The organism is Pedobacter sp. AK017 (assembly GCF_014200825.1).
Taxonomy (GTDB): domain Bacteria; phylum Bacteroidota; class Bacteroidia; order Sphingobacteriales; family Sphingobacteriaceae; genus Pedobacter; species Pedobacter heparinus.
The window spans coordinates 48323-73979 of the sequence record NZ_JACHCW010000009.1 but is presented as its reverse complement, the minus strand read 5'-3'; the positions used below and the strand labels follow the sequence as shown (position 1 = coordinate 73979).

The 25657-nt window shown below is 41.0% G+C and carries 20 protein-coding genes, 4 tRNA genes and 1 pseudogene; 6 read left to right on the top strand and 19 right to left on the bottom strand.

Annotated elements, in window-relative coordinates; translation table 11 throughout:
• Nucleotides 1–53 precede the first annotated feature (53 nt).
• Nucleotides 54–2522 (bottom strand): carboxypeptidase-like regulatory domain-containing protein, encoded by a 2469-nt coding sequence (locus tag HDC92_RS14170; RefSeq protein WP_183875427.1) that lies wholly within the window; start codon nucleotides 2520–2522, stop codon nucleotides 54–56.
• 134 nt (nucleotides 2523–2656) lie between these two features.
• Between HDC92_RS14170 and HDC92_RS14165 the strand changes: the two genes are divergently transcribed.
• Nucleotides 2657–4183, top strand: coding sequence for a glutamate racemase (locus HDC92_RS14165; RefSeq protein ID WP_183875425.1), 1527 nt, complete (start codon nucleotides 2657–2659; stop codon nucleotides 4181–4183).
• A gap of 1 nt (nucleotide 4184) precedes the next feature.
• On the opposite strand, the gene HDC92_RS14160 is transcribed toward HDC92_RS14165, so the two are convergent.
• Nucleotides 4185–5657, bottom strand: coding sequence for a M14 family zinc carboxypeptidase (locus HDC92_RS14160; protein WP_183875423.1), 1473 nt, complete (start codon nucleotides 5655–5657; stop codon nucleotides 4185–4187).
• Nucleotides 5658–5755: 98 nt separating this feature from the next.
• On the opposite strand from HDC92_RS14160, the gene HDC92_RS14155 reads away from it, so the two are divergent.
• Together HDC92_RS14155 and HDC92_RS14150 are read left to right on the top strand one after the other, a co-directional pair.
• Entirely contained in the window at nucleotides 5756–7090 is a 1335-nt protein-coding gene (locus tag HDC92_RS14155) for a GntP family permease (RefSeq protein WP_183875421.1), read from the top strand.
• A complete protein-coding gene (locus tag HDC92_RS14150; protein WP_183875419.1) occupies nucleotides 7090–8223 on the top strand; it encodes a glycerate kinase in 1134 nt (377 codons plus the stop codon). Before HDC92_RS14155 ends, HDC92_RS14150 begins: the two co-directional genes overlap by 1 nt.
• A gap of 31 nt (nucleotides 8224–8254) precedes the next feature.
• On the opposite strand, the gene HDC92_RS14145 is transcribed toward HDC92_RS14150, so the two are convergent.
• The 4 genes from HDC92_RS14145 to HDC92_RS14130 all read right to left on the bottom strand — a co-directional run bounded on the left by HDC92_RS14145 (nucleotide 8255) and on the right by HDC92_RS14130 (nucleotide 9213).
• Nucleotides 8255–8327 (bottom strand) — tRNA-Gly (locus HDC92_RS14145).
• A 37-nt stretch (nucleotides 8328–8364) separates the two neighbouring features.
• Nucleotides 8365–8449, bottom strand: a tRNA-Leu gene (locus HDC92_RS14140).
• Between the two features lie 68 nt (nucleotides 8450–8517).
• Nucleotides 8518–8590, bottom strand: a tRNA-Gly gene (locus HDC92_RS14135).
• A 131-nt stretch (nucleotides 8591–8721) separates the two neighbouring features.
• Entirely contained in the window at nucleotides 8722–9213 is a 492-nt protein-coding gene (locus HDC92_RS14130; protein ID WP_183875417.1) for a regulatory protein RecX, read from the bottom strand.
• A gap of 403 nt (nucleotides 9214–9616) precedes the next feature.
• Between HDC92_RS14130 and HDC92_RS14125 the strand changes: the two genes are divergently transcribed.
• Nucleotides 9617–9690: transfer RNA gene (locus HDC92_RS14125), tRNA-Cys, on the top strand.
• 191 nt (nucleotides 9691–9881) lie between these two features.
• A complete protein-coding gene (locus tag HDC92_RS14120; RefSeq protein WP_183875415.1) occupies nucleotides 9882–11393 on the top strand; it encodes a sulfatase family protein in 1512 nt (503 codons plus the stop codon).
• A 157-nt stretch (nucleotides 11394–11550) separates the two neighbouring features.
• Here HDC92_RS14120 and HDC92_RS14115 read toward each other — a convergent pair whose 3' ends face one another.
• The 11 genes and pseudogenes from HDC92_RS14115 to HDC92_RS14065 all read right to left on the bottom strand — a co-directional run bounded on the left by HDC92_RS14115 (nucleotide 11551) and on the right by HDC92_RS14065 (nucleotide 23044).
• Nucleotides 11551–11982: a DUF2147 domain-containing protein gene (locus HDC92_RS14115; protein ID WP_015808855.1), complete on the bottom strand. Its 432-nt coding sequence runs from the start codon at nucleotides 11980–11982 to the stop codon at nucleotides 11551–11553.
• A 53-nt stretch (nucleotides 11983–12035) separates the two neighbouring features.
• Nucleotides 12036–12599, bottom strand: a pseudogene (locus HDC92_RS25330) (DUF3347 domain-containing protein).
• 29 nt (nucleotides 12600–12628) lie between these two features.
• Nucleotides 12629–13849 (bottom strand): efflux RND transporter periplasmic adaptor subunit, encoded by a 1221-nt coding sequence (locus HDC92_RS14105; protein WP_183875413.1) that lies wholly within the window; start codon nucleotides 13847–13849, stop codon nucleotides 12629–12631.
• A 2-nt stretch (nucleotides 13850–13851) separates the two neighbouring features.
• Complete coding sequence (locus tag HDC92_RS14100) at nucleotides 13852–15072, bottom strand: efflux RND transporter periplasmic adaptor subunit (RefSeq protein WP_183875411.1); 1221 nt, start codon at nucleotides 15070–15072, stop codon at nucleotides 13852–13854.
• Nucleotides 15050–16303 carry a TolC family protein gene (locus HDC92_RS14095; protein ID WP_183875409.1) on the bottom strand — a complete coding sequence of 418 codons (1254 nt, stop codon included), beginning with the start codon at nucleotides 16301–16303 and terminating at the stop codon, nucleotides 15050–15052. Before HDC92_RS14095 ends, HDC92_RS14100 begins: the two co-directional genes overlap by 23 nt.
• The gene (locus tag HDC92_RS14090) at nucleotides 16290–18227 is read right to left on the bottom strand and encodes an efflux RND transporter permease subunit (RefSeq protein ID WP_183875407.1); all 1938 of its coding nucleotides are present in this window, start codon (nucleotides 18225–18227) and stop codon (nucleotides 16290–16292) included. Before HDC92_RS14090 ends, HDC92_RS14095 begins: the two co-directional genes overlap by 14 nt.
• The gene (locus HDC92_RS14085) at nucleotides 18224–19522 is read right to left on the bottom strand and encodes an efflux RND transporter permease subunit (protein WP_015808861.1); all 1299 of its coding nucleotides are present in this window, start codon (nucleotides 19520–19522) and stop codon (nucleotides 18224–18226) included. Before HDC92_RS14085 ends, HDC92_RS14090 begins: the two co-directional genes overlap by 4 nt.
• Nucleotides 19523–19559: 37 nt before the next feature.
• The gene (locus tag HDC92_RS14080; protein ID WP_183875405.1) at nucleotides 19560–19910 is read right to left on the bottom strand and encodes a heavy-metal-associated domain-containing protein; all 351 of its coding nucleotides are present in this window, start codon (nucleotides 19908–19910) and stop codon (nucleotides 19560–19562) included.
• 98 nt (nucleotides 19911–20008) lie between these two features.
• Complete coding sequence (locus HDC92_RS14075) at nucleotides 20009–20407, bottom strand: HYC_CC_PP family protein (RefSeq protein WP_015808863.1); 399 nt, start codon at nucleotides 20405–20407, stop codon at nucleotides 20009–20011.
• A gap of 98 nt (nucleotides 20408–20505) precedes the next feature.
• Complete coding sequence (locus HDC92_RS14070; protein WP_015808864.1) at nucleotides 20506–20718, bottom strand: heavy-metal-associated domain-containing protein; 213 nt, start codon at nucleotides 20716–20718, stop codon at nucleotides 20506–20508.
• Between the two features lie 103 nt (nucleotides 20719–20821).
• A complete protein-coding gene (locus HDC92_RS14065; RefSeq protein WP_183875403.1) occupies nucleotides 20822–23044 on the bottom strand; it encodes a heavy metal translocating P-type ATPase in 2223 nt (740 codons plus the stop codon).
• 152 nt (nucleotides 23045–23196) lie between these two features.
• Here HDC92_RS14065 and HDC92_RS14060 point away from each other — a divergent pair, with 152 nt between their 5' ends.
• Complete coding sequence (locus tag HDC92_RS14060; protein WP_183875400.1) at nucleotides 23197–23964, top strand: methyltransferase domain-containing protein; 768 nt, start codon at nucleotides 23197–23199, stop codon at nucleotides 23962–23964.
• 138 nt (nucleotides 23965–24102) lie between these two features.
• Here HDC92_RS14060 and HDC92_RS14055 read toward each other — a convergent pair whose 3' ends face one another.
• Complete coding sequence (locus HDC92_RS14055; protein WP_183875398.1) at nucleotides 24103–24804, bottom strand: LytR/AlgR family response regulator transcription factor; 702 nt, start codon at nucleotides 24802–24804, stop codon at nucleotides 24103–24105.
• Nucleotides 24791–25543 carry a sensor histidine kinase gene (locus tag HDC92_RS14050; RefSeq protein ID WP_183875396.1) on the bottom strand — a complete coding sequence of 251 codons (753 nt, stop codon included), beginning with the start codon at nucleotides 25541–25543 and terminating at the stop codon, nucleotides 24791–24793. The genes HDC92_RS14055 and HDC92_RS14050 overlap by 14 nt, the downstream gene beginning before the upstream one ends.
• Nucleotides 25544–25657 lie beyond the last annotated feature (114 nt).

The window sequence follows — 25657 nt, the reverse complement described above, 5'->3', positions numbered from 1 at the left end:
GGCTTTTGCTTGTTTATACAAAATAGTATAAACAGAGAAATGTAAGATTTGCTTTAGTTTACAGCATAAGTAAATACTTTCCTGCCCAGGTTTCCAAAAGCGTCCATACCTTCCAGTACCACTCTGTAAGTTCCGGGCTCATTTGCATTAAAGTATTCAAAGCTTGCATTCCCATCTTTATCAGTGATTACGTTGGGTTTCCAGAAAATAGTAGTGCGGTAATCTGCAGGATTTGATGTTTTACCCGGTTCGTATTTAGGCATATAAAATTGTCTTGCGGTATAATACCCTGTTGGACTATAAGGAAGTATGCCGGGAGCAGCACTTATATTCTGACTGTCCCGTCTGCCTTTTTTAGAAGTAAGTATTAACACACCACCATTAGTGCCGTATACAAATGACAATCCTATACTTGACAATATTTCGATACTCTCCAGATCATTCATCACAATATCACCAATCATATCAGTGCTGATCTCCATGCCATCTAAGATTATTTTCATAGGAGAAAGATTGTCAGAAGACTGGGCCTTATTCAAGTAAGGAATTTGTTGTCCCTCATCGTTTAATCTAAAATTCAGACCAGCCACTCTTCCTACCAATGCCTGACGCAAATCTTGTTTCGTTTCAAGCTGTTCTGCAGTAAAAACATAATCGGCATTTCCTGGTCCGTTAAAATTTGCCGATTCTGTTACCTTCTTTTTCTCAGCAACAATATTAACTGTCTCCAGGTTGATAGAATTGCCCAGCAATCCTAAACGTCTCAATTCACTAAAATAATTATCACTTTTGCTTAAATACCTTGATAGGGCTTCATTTATATTAACCTGAATATCTCCTGTATTTCTATTTTTAGAAACCAACTGCAACGCTCTCTCATCCATTTTAATATCAACATTGTCTTTGCCTTTCTCGGTCTGTGCTTTTACAGCAAACTTAGTATTATCGCCAAAAAACATCTCCCTGAAAGCAAACCGACCATTTTCATCTGTAAGTGTATCAATCATAAAAAACTTACTGGAAGAAGAAAGCAGGGTAACTTTTCCACGGGCAACGGGCTTACCGCTATTTGTAGTAACCCGGCCACTAATTACCAAAAGTTTCTCCGGCTGATATTTAACAGGATTGATCTTATCCGCTAAAAAATCTTTCCAGACAAAACGCCGCCAACCTTGTGTCATCATAAGAAGATCTAAGTTATTTCTGGTTTCTTCATCATTGCTAAGAAAGTAGTAATTGGGTTTCTCTATATATCCGGCAAGATCAGCACTAAGTAACAGATCTGTAAAAATATTACTTTCGTTAAATTCATCGATACCAACCTTTGATATATTATTTACAGCCACTGAAAAACTACCAGGAGTAGGCTTATTCGCATATGAAACTTTAAAATTAGCCGCTATTTTGGCTGTACGCTTACTAGCACCCGGCAACTTTTCAAATTGAAGACCCAGCTCATCCGAAACATTATTAATAAAAATCAGTCTTTCAGCTGCAGGCCTGTTATCCGGCGTAAATAAAGTCAGCCTTAAAATCCCCGATCTGATCTTTTCCTTAGGGAAGCTGGTACTTATTACCTGTCGCTCTGAACTTGCTTTTGTAGAATAGATTACATTATTATTTTGTTGTGCAATAAGCTTAACATCACCTTTCCCCAGTAAAGAGCCACTAATCATTATTTTAACCGAAACTTTTGTACTATCTGAATTATTGACTGCTAGTACATAACCATCAGGTAATGCTGTTGGTAAAGGGATTTCTTTTTTGGAGCCATCAGCAAAAGTAGCTACAGCCACATAACCTTGTCCCGGAAGTGGATTTAGAATAAAACTTCCCATTCCCCTGTGCTTAGTTTTAATACTGCTCAGTTCAACCCCATTCTGATCTTTTATTGATAAAGATATATCTTTGCCCAGACCATCACTTCCCACTACTTTTACACCTATTCTGGAAGGTATATTTTCAACAAGACTGCCTCCTTCAGGAAAAAACTGTACATCAACCTGGCCTGAAGCCGACTTAAGCGGAATTACTTTAATATTTTCTTTTTTATTGGCTATTTTTGCACTTGCTGACCTACCGATCTTAATGGTTTTATCATAAAAAAATTCCGACCCCACATTTTCCATCCAGCGGGTATATGCCCTGATTCTATAATTACCCTCTGAAAGCGAGTCTTTCAAATTAAAATCCCCCCAACCCATGCCAAAAGAAAGGGGTATAATCAACTGCTTTTTTACGGAATTTAACTCATCAATCAGATCAACATACAATGTATTGCTAATCTGAGACGGTTCTGAAGTCACCGTATTCAATACATAAGCTTTAAACCAAATATCTTCTCCTATAGCATAATAAGGTTTATCAAGGTGCAGGTATACTTTTTCCTGTTGGTTATTTTTATTATAATCTTCCAGTTTGGAAAGCAAGTCTGAAAAAGGATCCACATTTCTGATGAAGGCAGATGCAGCCAAAAAAATTAACAATCCAGCAATAACGACCAATACCTTCTTCTTTTTCATATATTAAGAGATTAATTAGATTTTTTTAAATTAATATTGTTCAAAATACAAATTCTAATTCATTTTATATAATAAAAACCACCGTCAATTATAAAACCTTCACAGGTATTAAAATTCTTTAATATATTTATATCATGAAGTTTAACAGAAATTTTCTATGCTGTATATCCGCAGTACTTGTGTTCAGTACAACCGAATCGCGTGCTCAAAATACAAAACCTGAAGCCATTGAAAATGCGATATTAAAAGACAAAAAGAATTTCTATTATATTGATTTTAAAAAATATAATGCAGCAGACCCCAGCCTTCCTATCGGAGTTTTTGATTCTGGCACAGGTGGTTTAACTATATTAAACACATTGGTTCAGTTTGACCAGCACAACAACGCAACAAAATTTGCGGGGAAGGACAATATCCCCGATTTTGCAAAAGAAAAGTTTATTTATCTTGCTGACCAGGCCAATATGCCTTATGGCAATTACTATAGTGAAAAGAAAAATGATCTTTTAGTTGAACATATCATCAAAGATGCACAGTTTCTTTTATCTGATAAATACTATTTAAATAACACCACTAAAAACTACAGTTCAGACAAACAAAAAGTAAAAGCCATCGTTATTGCCTGTAACACTGCTACTGCTTATGGAAAGGAATATATTGAAGATTTCATAAAAACTACTGGCATTAATTTAAAGGTGATCGGTGTAATTGATGCCGGTGCACAAGGAACGCTTGATGTTTTCAAAAAGGATGAAAACGGTTCAATTGGTGTTTTTGCTACAGTTGGCACCATTGCCTCAAAAGGTTACGAAACTACAATTCTTGCCCTCAAAGATAAACTTGGGTATAAAGGAAATCTACAGGTATACAATCAGGGTGGTTACGGTCTTGCAGAGGCTGTAGATGAGGAACCTGACTTTATTAACCGCAAGGCCATCGCGCCAACCGCAAATTACCGCGGCCCAAAACTTGATAGTGGGGCTTATAAAATAGAAAGAACCTTACTCGATGTTTACAATTTTGATTTTAGTAACCATAAAATGTTATGCGATAGCAAAAGTGATGAATGCGGAAACATGCAGTTAAATGCTGCCGACAATTATGCCCGGTACCACCTGGTTTCTCTGATGGAGAAAATAAGGAACACTAAAGGTGCACAACCACTTAAAGCCCTTGTACTTGGCTGTACCCATTATCCTTTTTTAATCAGCGACATCCGAAAAATCCTTTCTGATCTTTACAACTTCCAGAAGAATGGTAATTTTATCTATCGCACGTTCATGAATAAGGACATACAGATCATTGATCCAGCGATAAATGTAGCCACGGAACTTTATACTTACTTAAACAAACAGCATCTTTTTAATCCTGCAGGAAATATGAATGCCAGTGAGTTCTTTATCAGTATACCCAATGCTGACAATAAAACCGTAATTACAGACAAAGAGGGCAGATTTACGTATAACTACAAATATGGAAGAAATGCAGGTGAAATACAGGAATATGTAAAAGTAGTGCCCTTCAGCAGAAATAATATTCCTGCCGAAACACTCGACCGCATCAAAACGGTGATCCCTTCAACTTATGAGTTGATACAAAAGTTTCATACTGATAATTCAAAACTGATTACTTTACCTGAAGCAGAAAAAATAAAACCGTAACTCAATATCCAAAGGTATTGTGTAATACTTTTACCGGCTGGTCCAACTTCAGTAAAAAACCATTAATAATTGCAAAAACCGGTTTATCCTGTTTGGTAAGCAGAAAGTTAGCTGCTTGATTTAAACCAACCTGTCCAGACACGCTAGTACTATTCGTCAGATTCAGCAACCTGTTTTTTACCGGACCTGCGGGCGACTTTGCATCCGACCATTTTATAAACAAATAACCTTCCCTTATCAGTTGAACTTCAGATTCAGCGCTTAAATTCTCCCACTCTTTTTTTGTCAGTATTTTCAATTTACCAGGCGTATAATTCAAGTCTCCGGCATCTGCCTCATCATAACCATATACCCTTTCTACATCGCCCAGTTCATCAATACTTCCCTGGTAACTAACTCCCCTGTAATCACTGTCCTTAACCTGCGTATGGTTTATACCCAAATTGGTTAAAAAGACACTACCCTGTTTGGTTATTTTTACATTTCGGATCAGCACGTTGTATAAAGACCTGTTGTTTTCCGGAATCTTTTCATATTGTACAACATCTTCTTTCAGATAAGACTGATCAGCTATGGAGTTCAGCGCACTTAAAAGAGCATAAAAATTCAGTTTACGGATGTATTCTTTTTCAGGGTCTCCAGGATAACCACCCGATTCGATCAGGATAGTTGCAATACCCATCCCTTGAAAAGTATCACCAAAACATCTTGGATCATAATCATCATTGTACTTTGCAACTTTATCAGGCATAAGCTTTTGCAGCACGTTATTCATCAGTAAAATTACCAGCCTAGCTTTTTTACGTACGTCATCCATATCTTTTGCATAATTAAAGGCAGGATCCAGAAAAGAAATTGTTGCCGTATTTTTACTACGTCCAGCCGAATACAGTGTACTCTGATCATGCAGGTTAAACCCAAAATCAGGTTTAATTTTTTTGGCTATGTCCATTAATATCCTTGCCTCCGGACTAACCAACATTCTTGCATCCCTGTTGATATCAATATCCAACGCATTCCTTCTTTTAAACATTTCAGCTCCATCCGGGTTCAGCATAGGCACAAAATGAAGTTCAAGCTGATCAAGCAGTTTATTTCTCAGCTCATCATTCTTATCATTGGCCTTTAAAAAATTAAAAAAGTCAAATAATGCTCTTGTGGCTGTGGTTTCATCACCATGCATTTGCGACCACAGCAATACCTTTATCTTTCCCCTTCCAGCTGTTAGGTGATAGACACTGCGTCCCTGTGCAGAACCGCCTGCAATTTCGATTTTAAAAAGACCCGATTTTTCCAGTTTTTGAAACAAAGGAACAAGATCACTATGTTTAAAAAAACGGTCTTTCAAGGCTGGCTCCCTGTAAATACCATATTGGTCCCACAAAAAAGACAGATCCTGACTAAAACCAGTTTGTATTAAACACAGCAGCAACAGGGTTAAAAATATCTTAGACCAAAAAAAATGCTTCATCATAACTATTTTAATAAAAATTGCCTGTACATGTCTGCTATAAATATAAAAGATTATAACAAAACATTACATTAGTAACAAGACAAAAACCAAATGATCTTATGCCACCGGAAACTTCTTTTATATATCTGCTGATCTGCCTGCTTGCCGGCATATCCATCATTGTATTGCTGACTACAAAATTTAAAGTACCGGCAGCATTTGCGTTAATAATAGGCTGCTTTCTTGTTGGCTTAGGCGCACACTTATCCTTAACAGATGTGGTAAATATCATGAAGGAAGGTTTTGGCAACATTATCAAATCACTCGGACTGATTATATTGCTGGGGACAACTTTAGGGATATTACTGGAATATACAGGCAGCACATCAGTTATGGCCAACTACATCTTAAAAAAACTTGGCGAAAAACGAACAGTATGGGGCATCAGCATTACAGGGTATATTGTAGGCTTACCTATTTTTTGCGACTCTGGTTATATCGTATTGAGTGGTTTAAATAAGACATTGGCAAAACGCGCCGGCATATCCATTGTAATTATGTCAGTATCCCTGGCAACAGGCCTGTATTCTGTTCATTGTATGGTTCCACCCCATCCCGGAAGTGCCGCCGCCGCAGGTATAATTGGAGCAGATATTGGCAAATTGATATTGATTGGCAGCCTTGTAGCCATACCGGCTATGATGGTCGGAAATATATGGGCCCGGTATGCAGGTAAAAATCTCCCTCTACCTGTAGTTGAAGAAGAAACTCCAACGGATGTACGGTTGCATCAGCCATCTGTTATCCAGTCGTTCCTGCCTATTGTAGTTCCTATAGTCCTTATTGCCCTAAAATCTTTCGTTACTATAGAAGTCACCCCGGATAAAGCTTGGATGACCGCGATCCTTTCTTTTGGCGATCCTGTAATTGCCTTAATCATTGGCATTTTACTTACTTTCTTCTGCAAAAAATCGTGGAAAAGAGCAGAACTTGGCCACCTTTTACAGGATTCGGCCGAAAAAGCAGGTGGAATCCTGGTTATTATTGGTGCCGGCGGTGCATTTGGAGCCATACTTGCCGCCATCAAGATCGGCACCCACTTAAGCGAATCGCTTGCGTTGGATAGCATGGGGCTGTTCTTCCCATTTCTGCTCACTTTCGTCTTAAAAACAGCCCAAGGCTCATCAACAGTAGCCATTATCACTGCCGCTTCTATTGTCCTTCCCCTGCTGCAGGTATTAGGGTTGGATACTGAAACCGGCAAACTGCTCTGCGTACTGGCCATGGGTGCCGGATCTATGATGATCTCTCATGCCAATGATGCCTATTTCTGGGTTATTGCAAAGTTCTCCGGCTTAGACATGAAAACAATGCTCAGGGTTTATTCAGTGGCTACCGTCCTGATGGGGCTTACTTCATTTGCCATGGTTTATATTTTATCGAAGTTCTTATAATGATGCATATCCTGATTGCCCCAAATGCCTTCAAGAATAGTCTTACTGCCACAGATGCAGCAATAACTATCCAGAATGGATTACATTTAAGTAACCTTAACTGCACTACTTCCTGCTTTCCCATTGCAGATGGTGGGGATGGCACCGCCAGCCTGATCATTGAAAAGTGCGGAGGAAAGCGTATTGAAGTTACCGTACATGATGCGCTGGGAAGAGAAATCACTTCTTCATTTGGCTTAATAGATGATGGGCAGACGGCAGTGATCGAAATGGCAGAAGCCTCAGGTCTCAAACAGTTAAAAACAGCAGAATTAAATCCAATGAGGGCATCTTCATCCGGCACTGGCGAATTGATTAAAGCTGCATTGGACAAAGGCGCAAATAAAATCATTATCGCCATGGGTGGCTCTGCAACTGTTGATGGCGGCTGTGGTATTTTGAATGCATTGGGGTTTACTTTTTTAGATCAGAATGGGAATCGCTTAAATCCTGTTCCTGAAGAGCTGATAAATATTAAACGGATAGATGTTTCCAGGGCCGATCCCAGGGCCATTGCTTGTGAAATTGTTATTCTTTGCGATGTTGACAATCCATTGTTGGGCAGCAATGGTGCCGCCGCCGTATTTGGTCCACAAAAGGGCGCCAATGAAGCAACAATAGCCCGGCTTGATCATTTTCTGTCCAGCTTGGCCAAAATAGCAGATGAACAATTTAAAAGGCCTATAGCCAGCCTCACCTATAGCGGTACTGCCGGAGGTGCAGCAGCGGGGCTGTATGCCTTTTTAAAAGCGAAACTGGTAAATGGCATTGAATATTTCTTAACCTTAACCAATTTTGATAAGGAATTAAAAAAGGCCGACCTGCTGATTACCGGCGAGGGGAGCATAGACCTACAAACCCTTCAGGGAAAAGGCCCATTTGGTGTAGCAAAAAAAGCTTTTGAAAGTCATATTCCTGTTATTGGCCTTGCAGGAAAAGTCCCCCTTGAACCTGGAGCAGAATTGCTAAAGTATTTTAATGTATTAATGGCAATAGGAAATGAACCTGCTGACCTGACTGAAGCTATGAAGAACACCAGTAAAAACCTGGAACGGACGGCAACCAATATTGGTACATTACTGACATCAAAATAAAAAGCCTTCGATAATTATCGAAGGCTTTTTGAGCGAAAGACGAGATTCGAACTCGCGACCCCGACCTTGGCAAGGTCGTGCTCTACCAACTGAGCTACTTTCGCATTACCAGAGGCCACAATGTCCGCTGTGGCTTTTTTGTACTCAGAGCGGGAATCGAACCCGCACGACTTTTAAGGTCACAGGATTTTAAGTCCTGCGTGTCTACCAGTTCCACCATCTGAGCATAATCATTATCAAAACATTGATAGGATTAATTTTTATAAATGTCTTCCTGGTATTGAAAACATTTAGAGCGAAAGACGAGATTCGAACTCGCGACCCCGACCTTGGCAAGGTCGTGCTCTACCAACTGAGCTACTTTCGCATTGCTTAACACCATCCGATGTTATCCCTTTTTAGGTCAGGGTTAAAATTAATCACCTTGTTTCCGTTTGGGATTGCAAATATAAATACTTTTAGTTTAACGTCAAGTTATTTTTCATAAAAATGAAGCCCTTAAGCTAAGTCATTGGCCTTCAACACCTCAAAAATCAAATCATTCTCAAAACCTCTGGCCAGCAGATAAGACACCAGCTTATATTTTCTTTTATAAGGGTCCTTTTCACTTATTGAAGGAAGCTTTTTTTCTGCCAGCATCAATATAGTCTTTAAATATTCATCATAATCTATAGCCTTAAGTGCATTCGAAATCATCTTATCGGGCACACGTTTCAATTTAAGTCCCTGCTTTATTTTCATCTTGCCCCAGTGCTTTATGTTAAACTTACCCGAAACGTAAGCCTTTGTAAAACGCTCTTCATTTAAAAAGTTGGTTTGTATCAGCTCCGATATCACTTCTTCCACCTCATTGCTCCAAAGCCCCCACTCATACAATTTATCTCGCAGTTCTTGCTGAGAGCGTTCTTGGTAAGCACAATAATGTTCAGCCTTAGCTAAAGCACTTTTCTTATCCAGTTTAACTGGTTTCTTTTCGGGCCTGTCCATCATAAGACGAAACTACTTAAAATCCAGATAGGATTTATCTGTAAATTTCTTAGCATGGTATCCTTTAGCCCCCACTTCTCATGCAAGCTCACTTTTAAAGTGCCCTGCAAAGGGGGCCCGACAACAATTGTATGCCATATCCGAGCTCTTACCGCAGTTACAAGTAACCCTTAATGCTCAAAACCTTGCATTTACCAATCAAAACCTTTCTGAATATCTGGGTATCACATTAAGAAATTTAAACAGGGCATTAAAAGAAACTGAAAAATAAAGTCTGCTCATACAATCCTTTAGCGTCTTTTTAAACCTCTTTTACAATAAATAAAAAAATAATTAAAAAAAAGTCTAGTAATTTAATAGACTTTATATATATTTGTATCATCAATCGGTGAAAGATTGAAAATATAGTCATGTGGCCGAGTGGTTAGGTAAGGGTCTGCAAAACCTTTGACGGCGGTTCGAATCCGCCCTTGACGTCCACAGTACAATTTCTATATTGACTGCAATTAGATGTTTGGTTAGATCTAAGTTTTGTTTGAAAGCCAGGTTGGATGACCTGGCTTTTTATTTACAACACAACGCAAACGTTTGTGCAAAAATGGAGCAATTATAAAGCGCTTATATAATGTTCAATTGGTAATTTACAACATTATTTAACCATTCAATTCTATATGAAAAGAACAACAATTCTGATTTTAGCATTCCTTCTTTTTGGCACAACGATTCATCTATCAGCCCAAACGGCAAAACCAAATGTTATTTTTATTTATGCAGATGATTTGGGTTATGGCGACCTGAGTTGCTATGGTGCTACTAAAATAAATACTCCAAACCTTGACAAACTTGCAAAAAATGGCATCCGCTTTACCAACGGGCATTCTACTTCAGCCACCTGTACCCCATCCCGCTTCGCGGTTATGACAGGGCAATACCCATGGCGCCAAAAAGGAACAGAAATTTTACCTGGCGACGCGGCACTGATTGTTCCAACAAATACGACTACCCTGCCTAAAGTATTTAAAAAAGCTGGTTATCAAACCGCAGTTGTAGGTAAATGGCACCTCGGGTTGGGTAAACAAGTAGAAAAAAACTGGAATACTGAAGTAACACCCGGGCCAAATGAAGTGGGCTTCGATTATTCATTTATTTTTCCGGCAACAGCCGATAGGGTCCCAACTGTTTTTATGGAAAATCATAAAATACTGGCTTTGGATCAGACAGACCCCATCAGAGTAGATTATAAAAATCCGGTCGGCAACGATCCGACAGGAAAAGAGCATCCGGAATTGCTAAAACTCAAATCTTCAGCAGGACAGGGACACAACAATACCATTGTAAACAGTATTGGCAGGATTGGGTACATGGAGGGCGGTCACAAAGCCAGGTGGACAGATGAAGAGGTATCCACAACATTTCTGACCAAGGCCCGGGATTTTATAGAAAAGAATAAAAATCAACCGTTTTTCCTTTATTTTACACTAACCGAACCGCATGTGCCCCGTATGCCTGCCACCATGTTTAAAGGGAAAAGTGAACTTGGATTAAGGGGTGATGCGATATTGCAGCTGGACTGGACAGTGGGCCAGATCATGAAACAACTGGAATATCTGAAACTGGATAAAAATACCCTCATTATTTTTTCGAGTGATAACGGCCCGGTACTGGACGATGGCTATGAAGATGAGGCTGTAACAAAAAGTGTCGGACATCAACCTTCCGGAATTTTCAGGGGTGGCAAATACAGTTCATTCGAAGCCGGAACAAGGGTTCCATGGATCATGAGTTGGCCAGGCACCATATTGCCAAAGGTATCTGAAGCTATGGTTTGCCAAATGGACTTACTCGCCTCTTTTTCCTACCTTTTAAACCTCCCACTGCCTGCTGATGAAACTACCGACAGCGAAAATGTCTTACCTGCGTTGCTAGGCAAATCCACAAAAGGCCGTACCACATTAATTACACAGGGAGGCCCACTGGCCATCATCAAAAACAACTGGAAATACATTGAACCAGGTAAGGGCATTGCTTACGATAAATTAACAGGTATAGAGATGGGTGTATCGGCAAGTGGTCAATTGTATAACCTGAACACCGATCCTGGAGAAACTGAAAATGTTCTCGACAAATACGCGAGCAAAGCAAAAGAGCTGGCTACACTGCTCAATGCTATAAAAGCTAAATAAGAAACGGGGATACAGCAATCCACCGTATCCCCGCTATCTAAATTAACGCTCTCAGTTATATAGACGATAAAATATTTAATTTATTGTACCCGATATCAAAAAATTATTTTTTGTAGTTCCTTATTTCCCATGAATTAACAACAAAACAAACAGTAAATTATTTTACACGTTTCCAGGTTTCCGACCTGCCGATCAGCGAGAAGCCAATATAGCCCCTCATGTTCAATATGTCATTCCCCTTCATAGTCATGTTACAACTATAGGTTTTACCTGATTTTGGATCGTAGATCTTGCCGTCAGTCCATTTCCCTTCATCAAAAACAAAGTTTTTCAAGATCTCAAGGCCAAGAATAGGTTGTTTCCTCTGGTTTTCATCCGGGTTCTTTACATCTGTTTTTACATTTCCCTTTTCATCCTTAGGTTCTTTTAACCATACAATTTTACCGAAGTATTTTTCACCTTTTTTGGTAATATCAACATGTGCTTCACCTGAAGAATTAATCCATTTGCCAATAATGGCATCTTTGTTCTGGGCAAAGCCTGTAAAGGAAATTGCCGTAAGCAGCAATAAAAAAATTAAGTGTTTCATAAGTATAAGTTAGTGTTTTCTAAAGATACTAAACGACACCTGTAATCAGAAAATTATTTTATGATCTCTTTTACTTCGCCGCAGGTCATCATGCTTTCGCCAAAATAGGGGTTTCTGATTTCTTTTTTATTACTTAACCAGCTAGCTCCTTTATCGTGCAGTGCCATAGGGCAGTACTCAACATATACTTCACCAGAATTTAAACCTGAAGCTTTAACACGTGCAATAAAATCATTGCTCAGATCCGAAAACACAGTCCTTTGTGCTTCAATATCTGCCCCGGTAGTTATTTTTGAGGCCTAGGTTACCAGCGCAGTTCCGCCAGTCAGTTCTTTTGCACCCAATTCAATGGCGCTAGCCGCCACCTTTGCTTCTGCCACATCCTCATTTACCAATGCGGTGCTCAGGTGTATATAATGCTGGTATACTGCATTCAGTTTATCATCTTTAATGCTGACACCTGCAGTAGCTTGTTCCGTAGGCGCTGTATGACCTTCACCCTGGGCATGGTTGTGTCCGGCATGAGGATCTGCTTCAGCGGGTTTTTGAGTATTTCCACAGGCTGCAAATAAAGTTACTGCGGCCAAAATAATTGCGAAATTGATTACTGGTTTCATTTTCTTGTTTTTATAATTAATAATTAAGATTACATTTTTAACCCTTCAATGGGATTTTTTCCTTTTTTAAGGATATATTCACTATACAGAAGGTAAGCACCCGTTACCACTACCTGGTCGCCATTTTTCAGGCCAGCAGAAATTTCTACCTGGTTATCGTTCTCCTGCCCGGTTTTCACCAACCTTGGCTCAAAGCTATCTTTCCCCTTTTTAATCCATACGTGCATCCCCTTCCCATCTCGTATCACTGCATCAACAGGTAAGGTTAGTGCCTTACTTTTATTTCCGGAAGGCAAAAAAACATTGGCCTGTAAGCCTGGTTGCCACTGGTTTCCAGGATTAGGGATGGAACCCCGGATTTGCATCAGCTGGGTACCCGAAGCCAGTGCAGGATTAATAAAACTAATGGTCATTTCCTGGGGCTGATCTTCCCAGCCAGTGATTACCACTTTAACTTTCTGGCCATCTTTCACATTTTTCGCCTCATCAGGATACACATCGGCTTCCACCCATAACTGTGCATAGCCTTCCAGTCGCAAAACCGGACTACCTTCGGTTACATATTGTCCCTCTGTTACCGACACTTCTGCTACTATCCCTCCTTCTGGCGCATAAAAAACCACAAATGGATCTTTTTTCCGGGTTTTAACCAGTTGCTTTACCTCTTGTTCCGATTGTCCGTACAGCAACAGTTTTTGTTTAGCCGAAGCCACAATCTGCCTTTCTATTTGATCACCCTGAAATTGCTTTTCCTGGGCAATAGCCATCAGATATTCTTGCTGAAGCGTAGCCAGTTGTTCAGAATAGAGCTTATACAAGGGTTGTCCCTTCTTTACCTTAACCCCTGTTTCCCGAACATAAAGCCGCTCTATCCGCCCTGCAATCCTACTGGAAATGTAACTGCTCTGTTCCGGGTTAACCACCAGACGGCCGTTTAACTGTTTAACCCCCGAAAGGCTGTTTTCGCCAATCATAAGGGTGCCAATATTGGCCAGGGCCTGGCGCTTTTCATCTACTTTTAAAGCCTTATCGTTGCTGTTCTTTTCAAACGGCACCAGGTCCATGCCACAGATCGGACAGGTCCCCATTTCATTTTTTATGACCTGTGGGTGCATGGGGCAGGTAAAAGTCTGTAACTTTTGGCCTCCTACCCCTGCTGCCGACTTTTTCCCCTCACTGCAGGCTGCAATGAATACCGATGGAAACAGCGCCATCAGGGCCATGTTTTTTAAGAATATTTTCCGTTCCATAGCTATTGTGATATTTTTATAAAGCTTTCACTGTCTACCAGATAAGCTGCATTTTTACTGATAGGCCAGTTACTGATATCGGTTTTAACCTGTACCATCCCTCCAATGGTGATCCCGGCATCAACCTGTTTAGGGATAAAAACATTGCCTTCTTTTTTAAATACGATTCTTTTATTTCCTAAAGATACCAGGGCTGATTCCGGCAGCCACCATGATTTTGGTAGCAATACAGGGATTCTTGCAGTCAGCAATTCGCCTACCCTGAAACTGGGCTTATGCAGGTACACCCGGGCAATGGTAAAATTATCTCCGTCTTTAAATACAGGTTGGATTAAGCCAATGGCTCCCGTCTCCATATTATTTTTTTCGTTGTTTTTATAAAATACAAACCGGTGCCCCTTTTTTAGCAATGCAGCCAATGCAGGCTTCAACGAAAATTCGGCCACCAGGCGATCAGCATTGTAAATAGTAAATAGTGATTGTCCCGCACTTACATATTGTCCTTCACGCAATAGCAGAGGGGTACTGGCCGGGGTTGATGGTCTACTAATGGCAGCACCAGTTGTTGAAGCGGCGCTACCCATTCCAGCCATCCCATCTGAAGATCCGTTACTTCCCCCAGTCGGGGATGGGGCAGCAACAACCGGAGCAGCATTTTTTTCCAGTATATAACCATTTGCATGGCTGTATACCGGAATGCGGTAATTTATCTTTCCTGTTTTCAGTAGCTGATTGACCGCAGCAGCATTCATCCCCAAAAGCATTATGCGTTGTTTAGCGCTATTTAACAGGGCCGGATCTTTTTCTGAGTTTTTCAAAAACAACAGTTCCTGCTGTGCTGCAGCGAGATCGGGCGAATAAACTTCCATAATCAACTGTCCCTTTTTAACCGGCTGATAATTGTATTTGATCAGTAAACGTTCTATTCTGCCACTTACCCTGCTGGCAATGCTTTTTTCGTTACGGGTATCGTAATTTACCAGGCCCTGTACTTCTTCGGTAAATATCTTTGTACCATAATCGGCCTTAATTACAGGTAATTTGGCTACTACCTGCTCATTTGAAGGTTTTAACAAATGAGACAGGTTACTGTCTATTTTTACAATGGCAGGATCGTCAGCTGCATCATGCTTTACTTTTTTGCGGTTACAGGCACTTACCAGCAGAACAGCAACCAGTACCAAACACATCAGCAGGGGCTTAGCGATAAAGTTCTTTCTCATAATCTGCAATCATTAAATAAAGTTTCAGTTTCTCGTCAAGTACATTGGTCTGCATCATGGTCAGCGCTTCCCACGCGCCAATTACTTCCGGCAGCTCCATCTTATTTTCGCGATAGCTTAAAAAGCTAACATCCAGTGTTTTTTGCAGCGTCGGGATAATCTTGTTTTCCATTGCTGCAATACGCTGTTCCATCGATTGAATCTCGAACTGCATACCGTACAGCATGCCCTGGGTTTCCTGCAGCATCGCAGCTTTTTCCTTACCCATAGCCTGTATCTCATATTCCATGCCTTTTACTTCTGATTTATACATTTTGGATGACCATGGCACTATCGGAATGCTCACCATGCCCATTACACTAAAGGCTTTAGGCATCATATTGGTTAAAGGCGACATGTGGTCGAACCTCAATTTAAAATCAGGTCTGCTCTGTTTTTTCATGGCCTCAATATTCAGCTGCATAGACTGTATACTATAATCCATTTTTTTGATGTCGTTACGGGTCATTGCCAGGCTTGCCGTATCAATAGCCGCAGCTGGCACAAAGTTGGGCTGGTAAGCAGTATCAATAGTAAAACGGGTATTCCCCTGCACATTCATCAGGCTGTTTAACCAGGCACCTGCCCTTGCAATATCACCTTCCTGCATCCGGATCATATTCTGGTTCTCTTCCAGCTTTGCAACAGTTTTGTACATATTCCCTAATTTCGACTGGTTATAGGGATACCTGATCTCCTCGATCTTCTTCATCATCTCCATGATCTTCTGGTTCTCTTGTAAAATCCTGATTTTCTGCAGCGCCACCAGCCAGCCAAAATACAGACGTTTGGCCTGGGTTTTATATTCGTTTAATGTTATGCCACGGGTTTCATTTTCCACCTTGCCCTTCGATTCAATATAACGCTTATTGGCATTCAGCTTAACCGGATTCGGTATGTCTTGGTCCAGCTGTACCATTACCGAACCTTTGTCCCTGTCGTCCATCAGCATCTGTCCCGGATATGGCGTCATAAACGTCCCTATACCCACCATGGGTGCCATCCAGGCTGTTGCAGCTTTTGCCGTATGCTTATAGCTTTCCGCTTTTAAGCCGTACGATTGCAGCAGCAGGTTATTTCTATCTATCCGCTGCAAAATGGTATCCAGCGAAAGTACAGGCTGTCGTTGCTGCGCTATTGTATAAAACGGCAGCATCAATAAAATCCATAGTATTTTTTTAATGATGTACATCGTGCACCTCCAGTTTTCCATATTTCCTCAATTCATACTCTTTTGACATTAAAAAGATGAGCGGGGTAACCAGTAAAATGTGTGTTGAAGAAGTAAGCACCCCACCTATCATTGGCAAAACAATAGGCTGCATGACATCTACCCCTACACCGGTTGCCCAAAGCACAGGCACCAGGCCAAATAGTGATACACAAACCGTCATCAGCTTTGGCCTTAACCTTTTTGCAGCACCATGGATCACATATTCCCTCAGATCTTCTTTAGTAATCGTTTCACCCGAGTTACCTTTGAGTTTGATCAGCTGCTGCATGGCATCATTCAGATAAATTACCATCACAATCCCGGTTTCCACAGCAATCCCAAACAGGGCAATAAAACCAACCGCCACACCAACGGATAAGTTTACACCCCAGAAATAGATCATATATGCCCCGCCTATCAGGGCAAAAGGGACAGTGATCAGACTTAAAAAAGCTTCTCTCACAGAGTGGAAAGCAAAATACAGTGAGAAAAAGATGATCACCAGCACTACAGGTGCAATCCACATCAGCGTTTGTTTCCCTCTGATCAGATTTTCATACTGCCCACTCCACTCCAGAAAATAACCTTCAGGCAGTACCCCTTTTTCTTTATTCAGCTTTTCCATGGCATCCTGAACGGTACTACCCAAATCCCTGTCACGCACATTAAACATCACTGCACCACGCAAAATTGCATTATCAGAGCTGATCATCGGTGGGCCATCCTCAAATTTCACCTCTGCTACGGCAGACAAAGGAACTTCGCCAAAACTGGGCGAAGTTATAGGGATACGCTGAATGCGTTCTACGCTGTTTCGGTATTCCTGTGCCAGGCGCACACTGATAGAAAAACGCTGCCTGCCCTCAATGGTATTGCCAATGGTCGCACCACCCAAAGCACTCTCTACCACCTGGTTTACATCATCTGCATTTAAGCCATAACGCGCCAGCTCATCTCTTTTAATATTGATAGACAAGTATTTACCTCCGGTGATTGGCTCTACAAAAAGATCGCTTACCCCGGGTGTACCTTCCAATGCAGTCTTTACCTTTTCAGATACTGCAGCTATGGTATCCAGGTTCTGGCCAAACACTTTGATCCCCACATCTGTACGGATGCCTGTAGCCAGCATATTGATACGGTTAATGATGGGCTGTGTCCAGCCATTTACCACGCCGGGTATCTGCAATTTGGCATCCAGTTCTGTAACGATGTCTTTTTTGGTAATACCTTTGCGCCATTCACTTTTTGGTTTCAGTGTAATAATGGTTTCAATCATGCTGATAGGCGAGTTATCCGTAGCAGTATTTGCCCGGCCGGCCTTTCCCAATACCTTATCTACCTCGGGTACCGATTTAATGATCTTATCCTGCACCTGCAAAATCCGCTTTGCTTCAGCATTGGATACATCCGGCAAGGTTACCGGCATAAACAGGATACTCTGCTCATCCAGTGGCGGAATAAACTCTGTACCCAGGTTTTTAAGTAGTGGGATGGTAATCAATAAAGCAATGACATTTACAGCTATGGTTGTTTTTCTCCATTTCAATACTGTTCTGATGATGGGTTCGTAGATCTTTTCCAGAAACCGGTTTACCGGATTAGCACTGTCTGGTTTAAATTTCCCCTTCATAAAGAAAGAAATGAGTACCGGTGCCAGGGTAATCACCAGCAGGGCATCCACAATCATGATAAATGTTTTGGTATAAGCCAGCGGATGAAACAGTTTACCTTCCTGCCCGGTTAACATAAAAACCGGTAAAAAAGAGGTAATGATGATGACGGTTGCAAAGAACACGCCCCTTGAAACCTGCTTGCTGGATTTCGTGATCACCGCAAGACGGTCTTCTTCAGTAATCCAGTCGGGCGATTTCTTAAATATATTTTTAAACCAGGTTATCATAATGTTGTCGTTTTATTTTGGTCCTTTTCCCACAATTCATATCGCTCTGCCAGATGTTTATACGCATTTTCACTCATGATAATGCCATTGTCAACAATTACCCCGATGGCCAGCGCAATACCTGTGAGTGACATGATGTTCGACGAAATACCGAAAGCATTGAGCAGAATAAAACTGGCTGCTATAGTAATCGGGATCTGTATAATGATACTCAAAGCACTGCGCCAGTGGAACAAAAAGATAAATACAATGAGCGATACAACGATCATCTCCTCTATCAGCGTATTTTTAATAGAGGCTACCGATTCCTTAATCAGCTCACCTCTGTCGTACACAATATCAAACTTTACCCCTTTAGGCAGCCCTTTTGCCACCTCATTCATTTTTGCCTTTACACGGTCTATCACCTCGGCAGCATTTTCGCCATAGCGCATCACCACAATACCACCGGCCCGCTCCCCTTCCCCATCCTGGTCAAATATGCCCAGCCGGGTTTCACCGGTCATCTGTACCGTAGCCAGATCAGCGATCTTTATGGGTGTACCATTCTGGTTCTTAACCGGAATATTGGCTATTTCATCCAATGATTTAAGATAGCCAGAGGTTTTGATGATATAGCCCATATCGCTCATCTCAAACTTCCGTCCTCCCGATTCATTGTTATTACTCCTTACAGCAGCAATTACCTGAGGTACAGAAAGTTTATAATACAAAAGCTTATTGGGATCTATGCTGATCTGGTACTGTTTCTGAAAACCGCCAAATGAAGCAATTTCACTTACACCAGGCACATTTTGCAGGGCAAATTTTACGTACCAGTCCTGTATGGCACGTTGTTCGCCCAAGTCCGTACCCGGAGCATCGAGGGTGTACCACAATACATGTCCTACACCTGTTCCATCAGGCCCCAGCTGTGGAGCAACCCCTTCCGGCAATGTTTTTGAGATTGTACTGATCCGCTCCATCACCCGCTCACGGGCCCAGTATACATCTACATCATCTTCAAAGATGACATAGATAAAGCTCATCCCAAACATGGAAGATCCTCTGACATATTTGATTTTAGGGATACCCTGCAGGTTGGTAACCAGCGGATAAGTAACCTGGTCTTCTATCAGCTGTGGCGACCGCCCCATCCATTCGGTAAACACAATGACCTGGTTTTCCGAAAGATCGGGAATGGCATCTATCGGGTTCTTTTGTACAGAGAATAGCCCCCATATAAACAGGCCTGCCGACAGCACCAACACAATAAAGCGATTACGCATCGACCATTCTATAATTTTATGTACCATTTATAATAATGTTATATAAATAACCCTCTTTCTTTTGTTAATGTGTTTCGCCTGCTTTACCTGTACGGTCGTACTGGCAGCAGTCGTCAAGCTTTTCGTAAGCTTCTTTTGGCGCTTTAAACTTAGGGGTATCGTAACCTGCTGCTGCAACTTTCTGCTGGATCTGATCGTTACTGATTTTTGTAGAGTCGTAACTTACTGTCAGCACTTTTGTAGTTTTGTTCCAGTCTGCCGTACTTATACCATTTACTTTAAGTGCAGTTTCGATCTTTTTTTTGCACATACCACAGTTACCTGCTACTTTGATTTTTTCTGTTTTAGATTGTGCAAATACAGCACTGCCAAGGAAAGTCAACACGACTACCGAAAGAATTCTAAATGAGTTCATAAGGATTGTTTTTAAGAAAAATTGTAAATAAATTTTGAGATTATGGCAAACCATAATCAGGACACGAACGTGTCATGCATTAACAAAGAAAGAGGGTATTATATTCTGTAGGTACAGTTTTTTAGGTAAACAGGGATACGCTCTCCCTCAGGCGGAGCATTGCTTAATGCTTCCCTGGTAATTTTTACAGGTACGGGCGCCTGTTGAACAGCAAACAATTCAGGCAGGGTGACTGCTGTTGAAAGCTGATCAAATTTATAAACGGTCTGGCTTACTTTTTGGGATTTTTCAACCTTAACCTGTTGTTCAACATCTTTGCAGCAGGATTTCTTTTTAGCTGCCGATTTTGGCATTCCACAAAAATCGCAAACCTTGCGGGATTGCTTTTCCAGTCCCCAGCTTACCAGTTCGCCCATGCAATAATGAAAGTGCACACTTGCCCCGCTGGATACACCCAGGTAAAAAATGGCAAGTATGGTAAGCAGTGTCCTTTTCATTATTCATCAAAGATTGAAAAAAGTACGGATATATTTTTATATAATTCCGTACTTTTTTTATATCGTCTTATAAGTTCTATTTTCGTTATAAGCGCAACTTACGCTTCTTTTGCTACGTAGCCTGCCTTTTTCAATGTATTTACCACGGTTTCGGCATCCAGGTTGTCACTTGCTTCAACAGTAAGGATCTTCTCCGGATTATCGGTATCAACTTCCCATTTGGCAATCTCCGGAATGTCGTTTAAAAAAGGGGTCACGGTTGCAATACATCCGCTGCATTTGATATTTGTTTTAAATTTTAGTGTTTCCATGATGTTTATTATTCTTAATTTATGTTATTGTAGTTGTTTGATATTCTTGTTAAGCACCATTTTTTTATCATTCCAGTAAGGTGCTCATCATCCTGAGTATAAATTATATCAGTTTTGCCAGCTTCAGCCGCAGGCTGTTTCCTACCACCGATACTGAACTAAGTGCCATTGCCGCACCGGCTATCATGGGGTTCAATAAGAACCCATTGATCGGATACAACAGTCCCGCAGCAATCGGAATGCCGATCAGGTTGTAAATAAATGCCCAGAATAAGTTCTGACGGATGGTTTTAACGGTAAGTTTTGATAAGCGTAAAGCTTTAGGTACCTGCTGCAGATCGGAAGATACCAATGTCATCTTAGCCACATCAATGGCAATATCCGAGCCTCTACCCATCGCAATCGAAACATCGGCCTGGGCCAATGCCTGGCTGTCGTTGATCCCATCCCCTATCATTGCGACTACTTTTCCTTTCGCCTGCAGCTCCTTTACGAAATCAGCTTTGTCCGATGGCAATACTTCGGCCTTAAAATGATCAATTCCCGACTGCCCGGCGACCGATGCCGCAGTTTGCTGGTTATCACCGGTAAGCATATATATTTCAATACCTGCGTCCTTTAAAGCTTTCACTGCTTTGGCTGAACCTGATTTGATCTGATCGGCAATAGCTACCATGGCCAGTACTTGTGTTGTATTGGTAAAATAAATGACCGTTTGTGCCAGCTGCTGCAGCTCATCAACTTTTGTCTGCAATGCTTCCGGCACCTGTATCTGCTGATCTTTTAAAATCTTATGGCTTCCTGCCCAGTATTTTTCTCCTTCAAATACTGCGCTAACACCTTTACCTGTCAGGCTTTCAAAATCAGTTACCGCAGACCCTTTTACACCATCTGTTTTCAGCTTACGCACAATGGCTTCGGCCAATGGATGTTCTGAAGCCTGTTCTAAAGCAATCAATACACTTTGCAACAGTTCTTTATCCTTTCCGTCTGCCCATTCCAAATGCGTTACTTCCGGCTTGCCTTCAGTAATGGTCCCTGTTTTATCTAAAATAATGGCATTTACTTTATGGCCCAGTTCCAGTGCTTCAGCATCTTTAATTAATATCCCGTGCTCTGCACCCTTGCCAATACCCACCATAATTGCCGTAGGTGTTGCCAGGCCCAACGCACAAGGGCAGGCAATAACCAATACGGTAACCATGGCAAGTAAGCCCTGTGTAAAAGCATGTTCGCCACCAAACAACAGCCATGCACCTAAGCTAATAATGGCAATTAAAATAACTATAGGTACAAATATGCCTGCAATTTTATCTACCAGCTTCTGTACGGGTGCTTTAGAACCCTGTGCATCCTGTACCAGTTTTATGATCTGGGCCAGCATGGTTTCACCACCTACTTTTTCTGCCTTAAATTTAAAACTACCTTTCTGATTAATGGTTCCGGAAAACACCTTATCGCCCACTTTTTTAGCTACTGCAACAGGTTCACCGGTAATCATGCTTTCATCAACATAAGAGCCTCCTTCATATACCTCGCCGTCTACAGGGATCTTTTCTCCCGCACGTACCAGTATCTGATCAGTAACATGTACATCGGCAACAGCAATTTCCTTTTCCCCGTCTTTTGTAATTACAATAACTGTTTTAGGCTGCAGGCCTATCAGCTTTTTAATCGCCGAAGAGGTATTTGATTTTGCCTTTTCTTCCAGCAGTTTTCCCAGCATGATGAATACAATTACCACTGCCGCAGCCTCAAAATATACATGTGGGTGTAAGCCCCTGCTGTGCCAGAATTCGGGATAGAAAGTGTTAAAAACGCTAAAAAGATAGGCAATACCGGTACTTAGGGCCACCAGGGTATCCATATTCGCTTTTCCGTATTTTGCCTGTTTCCAGGCATTAATAAAGAAATTTCTGCCAAAAATGAACAGCACCGGTGTGGTTAAGGCCAGCATATAATAATTACCATTAGGCATATCCATAAAGAACATACCGATGATCACCACAGGAATGGTAAGGATAAGCGACCAGACCATTCTTTTTTTAAGTGTGGTGTAATTGTTCTTTTGTGCCTCTTCCTGTAATGCTGCAGCACCTTCCTGCGCTACAATTAAATCGTAACCAATAGACTGAACTGCTTTTTGCATAGCATCCGGCTGTATCACATCAGGATGATAGCTCACCTGTACCGTTTGTGTAGCGTAATTAACAGCAGCTTTATCTACCCCTTCCTGGGCGGCTATCATAGATTCAATACTAACGGCACAGGCTGCACAGGTCATTCCAAGCACCGGCATCGAAATTGTTTCTACATTCTTGTTCATGTCGTATTTATTTAACTATACAAAGATAGTTCACATGGCGTGCGATATTTTTACAGGATTATGCGAATAGTTTACATAATTCTGCCTGGCATCATTAAATTACCATAGATTCTTTTTACTTTGTATTTCATACTGCCTTTAAAAGCAAGATTATGCCCTGGAACCCGGAAGTATACAACAAGTTTAAGCAGGAACGTTTTGCGCCATTTTACGACTTGCTGGCATTGATAAATGTAAGGCCAGGTCTAAATGTAATTGACTTGGGTTGTGGAACAGGTGAACTGACCCGTCAGCTTACAGATCACTTGCCAACTGCACAAGTACTGGGCATTGATGCTTCTTCAGAAATGCTGAAAGAAGCCAAAACCTTTAAAACTAACCAATTGAATTTTGAGCAGCGCAGTATTGAACAGCAGATTAAAGAGGGTCTAAAATACGATCTTGTTTTCTCCAATGCAGCTTTACAATGGCTGGAAAATCATGAGACCCTGATACCAACCATTATAACTATGCTGCAGCCAGGTGGACAGCTGGTGGTTCAGGTTCCTTCCAATCAGGATCATTTTACACATCGGTTTATACGTACACTGGCCCAACAGGAACCATACTGCTCTGCATTGAACGGCTGGATAAGAAGTGTTCCTGTCCTAAACATCGAATCCTACGCAAACCTACTCTTTGATCATGGCGGTTCAGAAATTATTGTTTTTGAAAAAGTATACCCCCATATTTTGAAGGATACTGCGGCATTGTTCGACTGGGTTTCGGGCACCGCACTCATTCCATACCTGGAAAAGTTACCTGAAAAGTTAAAAACAGATTTTATAGCAACATACAAAATAGGATTAGCCCATAATTTCCAGGAAGCACCAGTATTTTATCCATTTAAACGCATTTTAATGGTGGCTACTTTTAATTAACTATTATGTCCAATCCGGAGGCTGAGTTATGCAAACCATGCAAAATCTGACGGGCATAACCGTACAGGATGTTAAAGTGTAGCTTTTAACGCAACGAAATAGACAGAGATACAGTATTTTATGACTTTTCCAATGAAATTAATCTATTGCCCCAATTTTTTTTAAAAAACCTTCCCTAAAACTCCCACCCAGCGGGATTACATGTTTATCAACATAAATGCTGTTACCATCGATATGTTTAATTTTCTCTTTATTAATAATGAAAGAGCGGTGCACACGAATAAATTGTGCCGGCGGAAGTAACTTTTCAACTTCCGACAGGGCAAGCTTTGGTTTAACTACCCTGGAATCTCCGAATAGATGGGTATAGTTCTTCTTAGCTTCAGCAAAAATTATTTCTTCCAATTTCACTTGATAGGTTATGCCTTCTGCTCTAACCAAAATATACCCAATATCGTTAGGCATTTCTTGCTTTTCGGGCGTCAAATCCATTTTTACTCTATCAACCGCCTGAATAAACCGGTCTAACGAAAATGGTTTAACAAGATAGTCGCAGGCCGCGAGATCGAAAGCTGCTACGGCAAACTTCCGGTATGCTGTAGTAAAAATAACCCGTGGCACATTTTTAATGGTTTTTAAGAAACCGATCCCATCTAGCAAAGGCATATTGATGTCAAGGAAAATAAGGTCAATTTTTCGGTTCATTAAACATTCACGTGCCTCGAAAGCATTTTCACATACCGCAACAACCTCAAGCACACTTAAATAGCTACAATAATCTATCAGCAGATTCCTGGCAATGGGCTCATCATCAACAATTAAACATTTAATAGGCTGCATTTACAGGAGTCTTTAATTTCACAAAATAACGGCTATCCTTCCCACCATGTTCCAGATGATAAGCTTTGCCGTACAACAAATCTAATCTTTTTATCGTTGTAGCCAGCCCAATACCGGAAGGTTTATCTTCTGAAATTTCTGACTGGCCTGTCATTGTATTCTCAATCTCAAAATGAAGAAAGTCCACATCGGTCCATAGTTTCAAAAATATATTTATTGGACCATAGACCGCGCTTTTGGCATGTTTAAACGCATTTTCAACAAAAACAATCAACACCATGGGTACAATGTTGATGGTTGGATCATACGTTCCAATATTGACCTCCAGAACCAATCTACTCCCTATTCTTATCTTTTCCAGTGCAATAAAATTCTGGATACAATCTACTTCCTCCTTCAATTTAACAAATGGCTCATCCGAACTATATAAGGTGTAACTGAGTAAGTTAGAAAGCTTAAGCAGTAATTCCGGTACCTTCGTATGCTCTTCCCGCGACAAACCATACAGGTTATTTAACGTATTGAATAGGAAATGAGGACTAAGTTTACTGGTCAGTAAATTCAATTCTGTTTCTGCCTGATACTGAAGTATTCTGCTCTCATTAATTTGCTGTCGTGTCAGCATCCTGATGATCGCAATGATCGCACCTGCAAATAGATGAAGAATGACCAATAAGGTCGTAATGACCACGTATCCTGATACATCTGCCCCATCTTTATACCCAAGGAGATAAGCCATCCCAAATATACCTATCAAAGAAAAAAAGCTTGTTAGGAGACAAAAAAGTAGTACCAAAAACACCCATCTTATTTTCTTCGGAGACTGCTTTCCAAGCCACCTACCCGAATACAA

Coding starts and splice junctions, on each gene's coding strand:
- HDC92_RS14150 (WP_183875419.1), top strand. CDS start 7,090: ATGATGCATATCCTGATTGCCCCAAATGCCTTCAAGAATAGTCTTACT.
- HDC92_RS14165 (WP_183875425.1), top strand. CDS start 2,657: ATGAAGTTTAACAGAAATTTTCTATGCTGTATATCCGCAGTACTTGTG.
- HDC92_RS14065 (WP_183875403.1), bottom strand. CDS start 23,044: ATGAACAAGAATGTAGAAACAATTTCGATGCCGGTGCTTGGAATGACC.
- HDC92_RS14080 (WP_183875405.1), bottom strand. CDS start 19,910: ATGAACTCATTTAGAATTCTTTCGGTAGTCGTGTTGACTTTCCTTGGC.
- HDC92_RS14090 (WP_183875407.1), bottom strand. CDS start 18,227: ATGATAACCTGGTTTAAAAATATATTTAAGAAATCGCCCGACTGGATT.
- HDC92_RS14060 (WP_183875400.1), top strand. CDS start 23,197: ATGCCCTGGAACCCGGAAGTATACAACAAGTTTAAGCAGGAACGTTTT.
- HDC92_RS14120 (WP_183875415.1), top strand. CDS start 9,882: ATGAAAAGAACAACAATTCTGATTTTAGCATTCCTTCTTTTTGGCACA.
- HDC92_RS14155 (WP_183875421.1), top strand. CDS start 5,756: ATGCCACCGGAAACTTCTTTTATATATCTGCTGATCTGCCTGCTTGCC.
- HDC92_RS14085 (WP_015808861.1), bottom strand. CDS start 19,522: ATGGTACATAAAATTATAGAATGGTCGATGCGTAATCGCTTTATTGTG.
- HDC92_RS14100 (WP_183875411.1), bottom strand. CDS start 15,072: ATGAGAAAGAACTTTATCGCTAAGCCCCTGCTGATGTGTTTGGTACTG.
- HDC92_RS14070 (WP_015808864.1), bottom strand. CDS start 20,718: ATGGAAACACTAAAATTTAAAACAAATATCAAATGCAGCGGATGTATT.
- HDC92_RS14095 (WP_183875409.1), bottom strand. CDS start 16,303: ATGTACATCATTAAAAAAATACTATGGATTTTATTGATGCTGCCGTTT.
- HDC92_RS14105 (WP_183875413.1), bottom strand. CDS start 13,849: ATGGAACGGAAAATATTCTTAAAAAACATGGCCCTGATGGCGCTGTTT.
- HDC92_RS14115 (WP_015808855.1), bottom strand. CDS start 11,982: ATGAAACACTTAATTTTTTTATTGCTGCTTACGGCAATTTCCTTTACA.
- HDC92_RS14050 (WP_183875396.1), bottom strand. CDS start 25,543: ATGGCTTATCTCCTTGGGTATAAAGATGGGGCAGATGTATCAGGATAC.
- HDC92_RS14075 (WP_015808863.1), bottom strand. CDS start 20,407: ATGAAAAGGACACTGCTTACCATACTTGCCATTTTTTACCTGGGTGTA.
- HDC92_RS14170 (WP_183875427.1), bottom strand. CDS start 2,522: ATGAAAAAGAAGAAGGTATTGGTCGTTATTGCTGGATTGTTAATTTTT.
- HDC92_RS14160 (WP_183875423.1), bottom strand. CDS start 5,657: ATGATGAAGCATTTTTTTTGGTCTAAGATATTTTTAACCCTGTTGCTG.
- HDC92_RS14130 (WP_183875417.1), bottom strand. CDS start 9,213: ATGATGGACAGGCCCGAAAAGAAACCAGTTAAACTGGATAAGAAAAGT.
- HDC92_RS14055 (WP_183875398.1), bottom strand. CDS start 24,804: ATGCAGCCTATTAAATGTTTAATTGTTGATGATGAGCCCATTGCCAGG.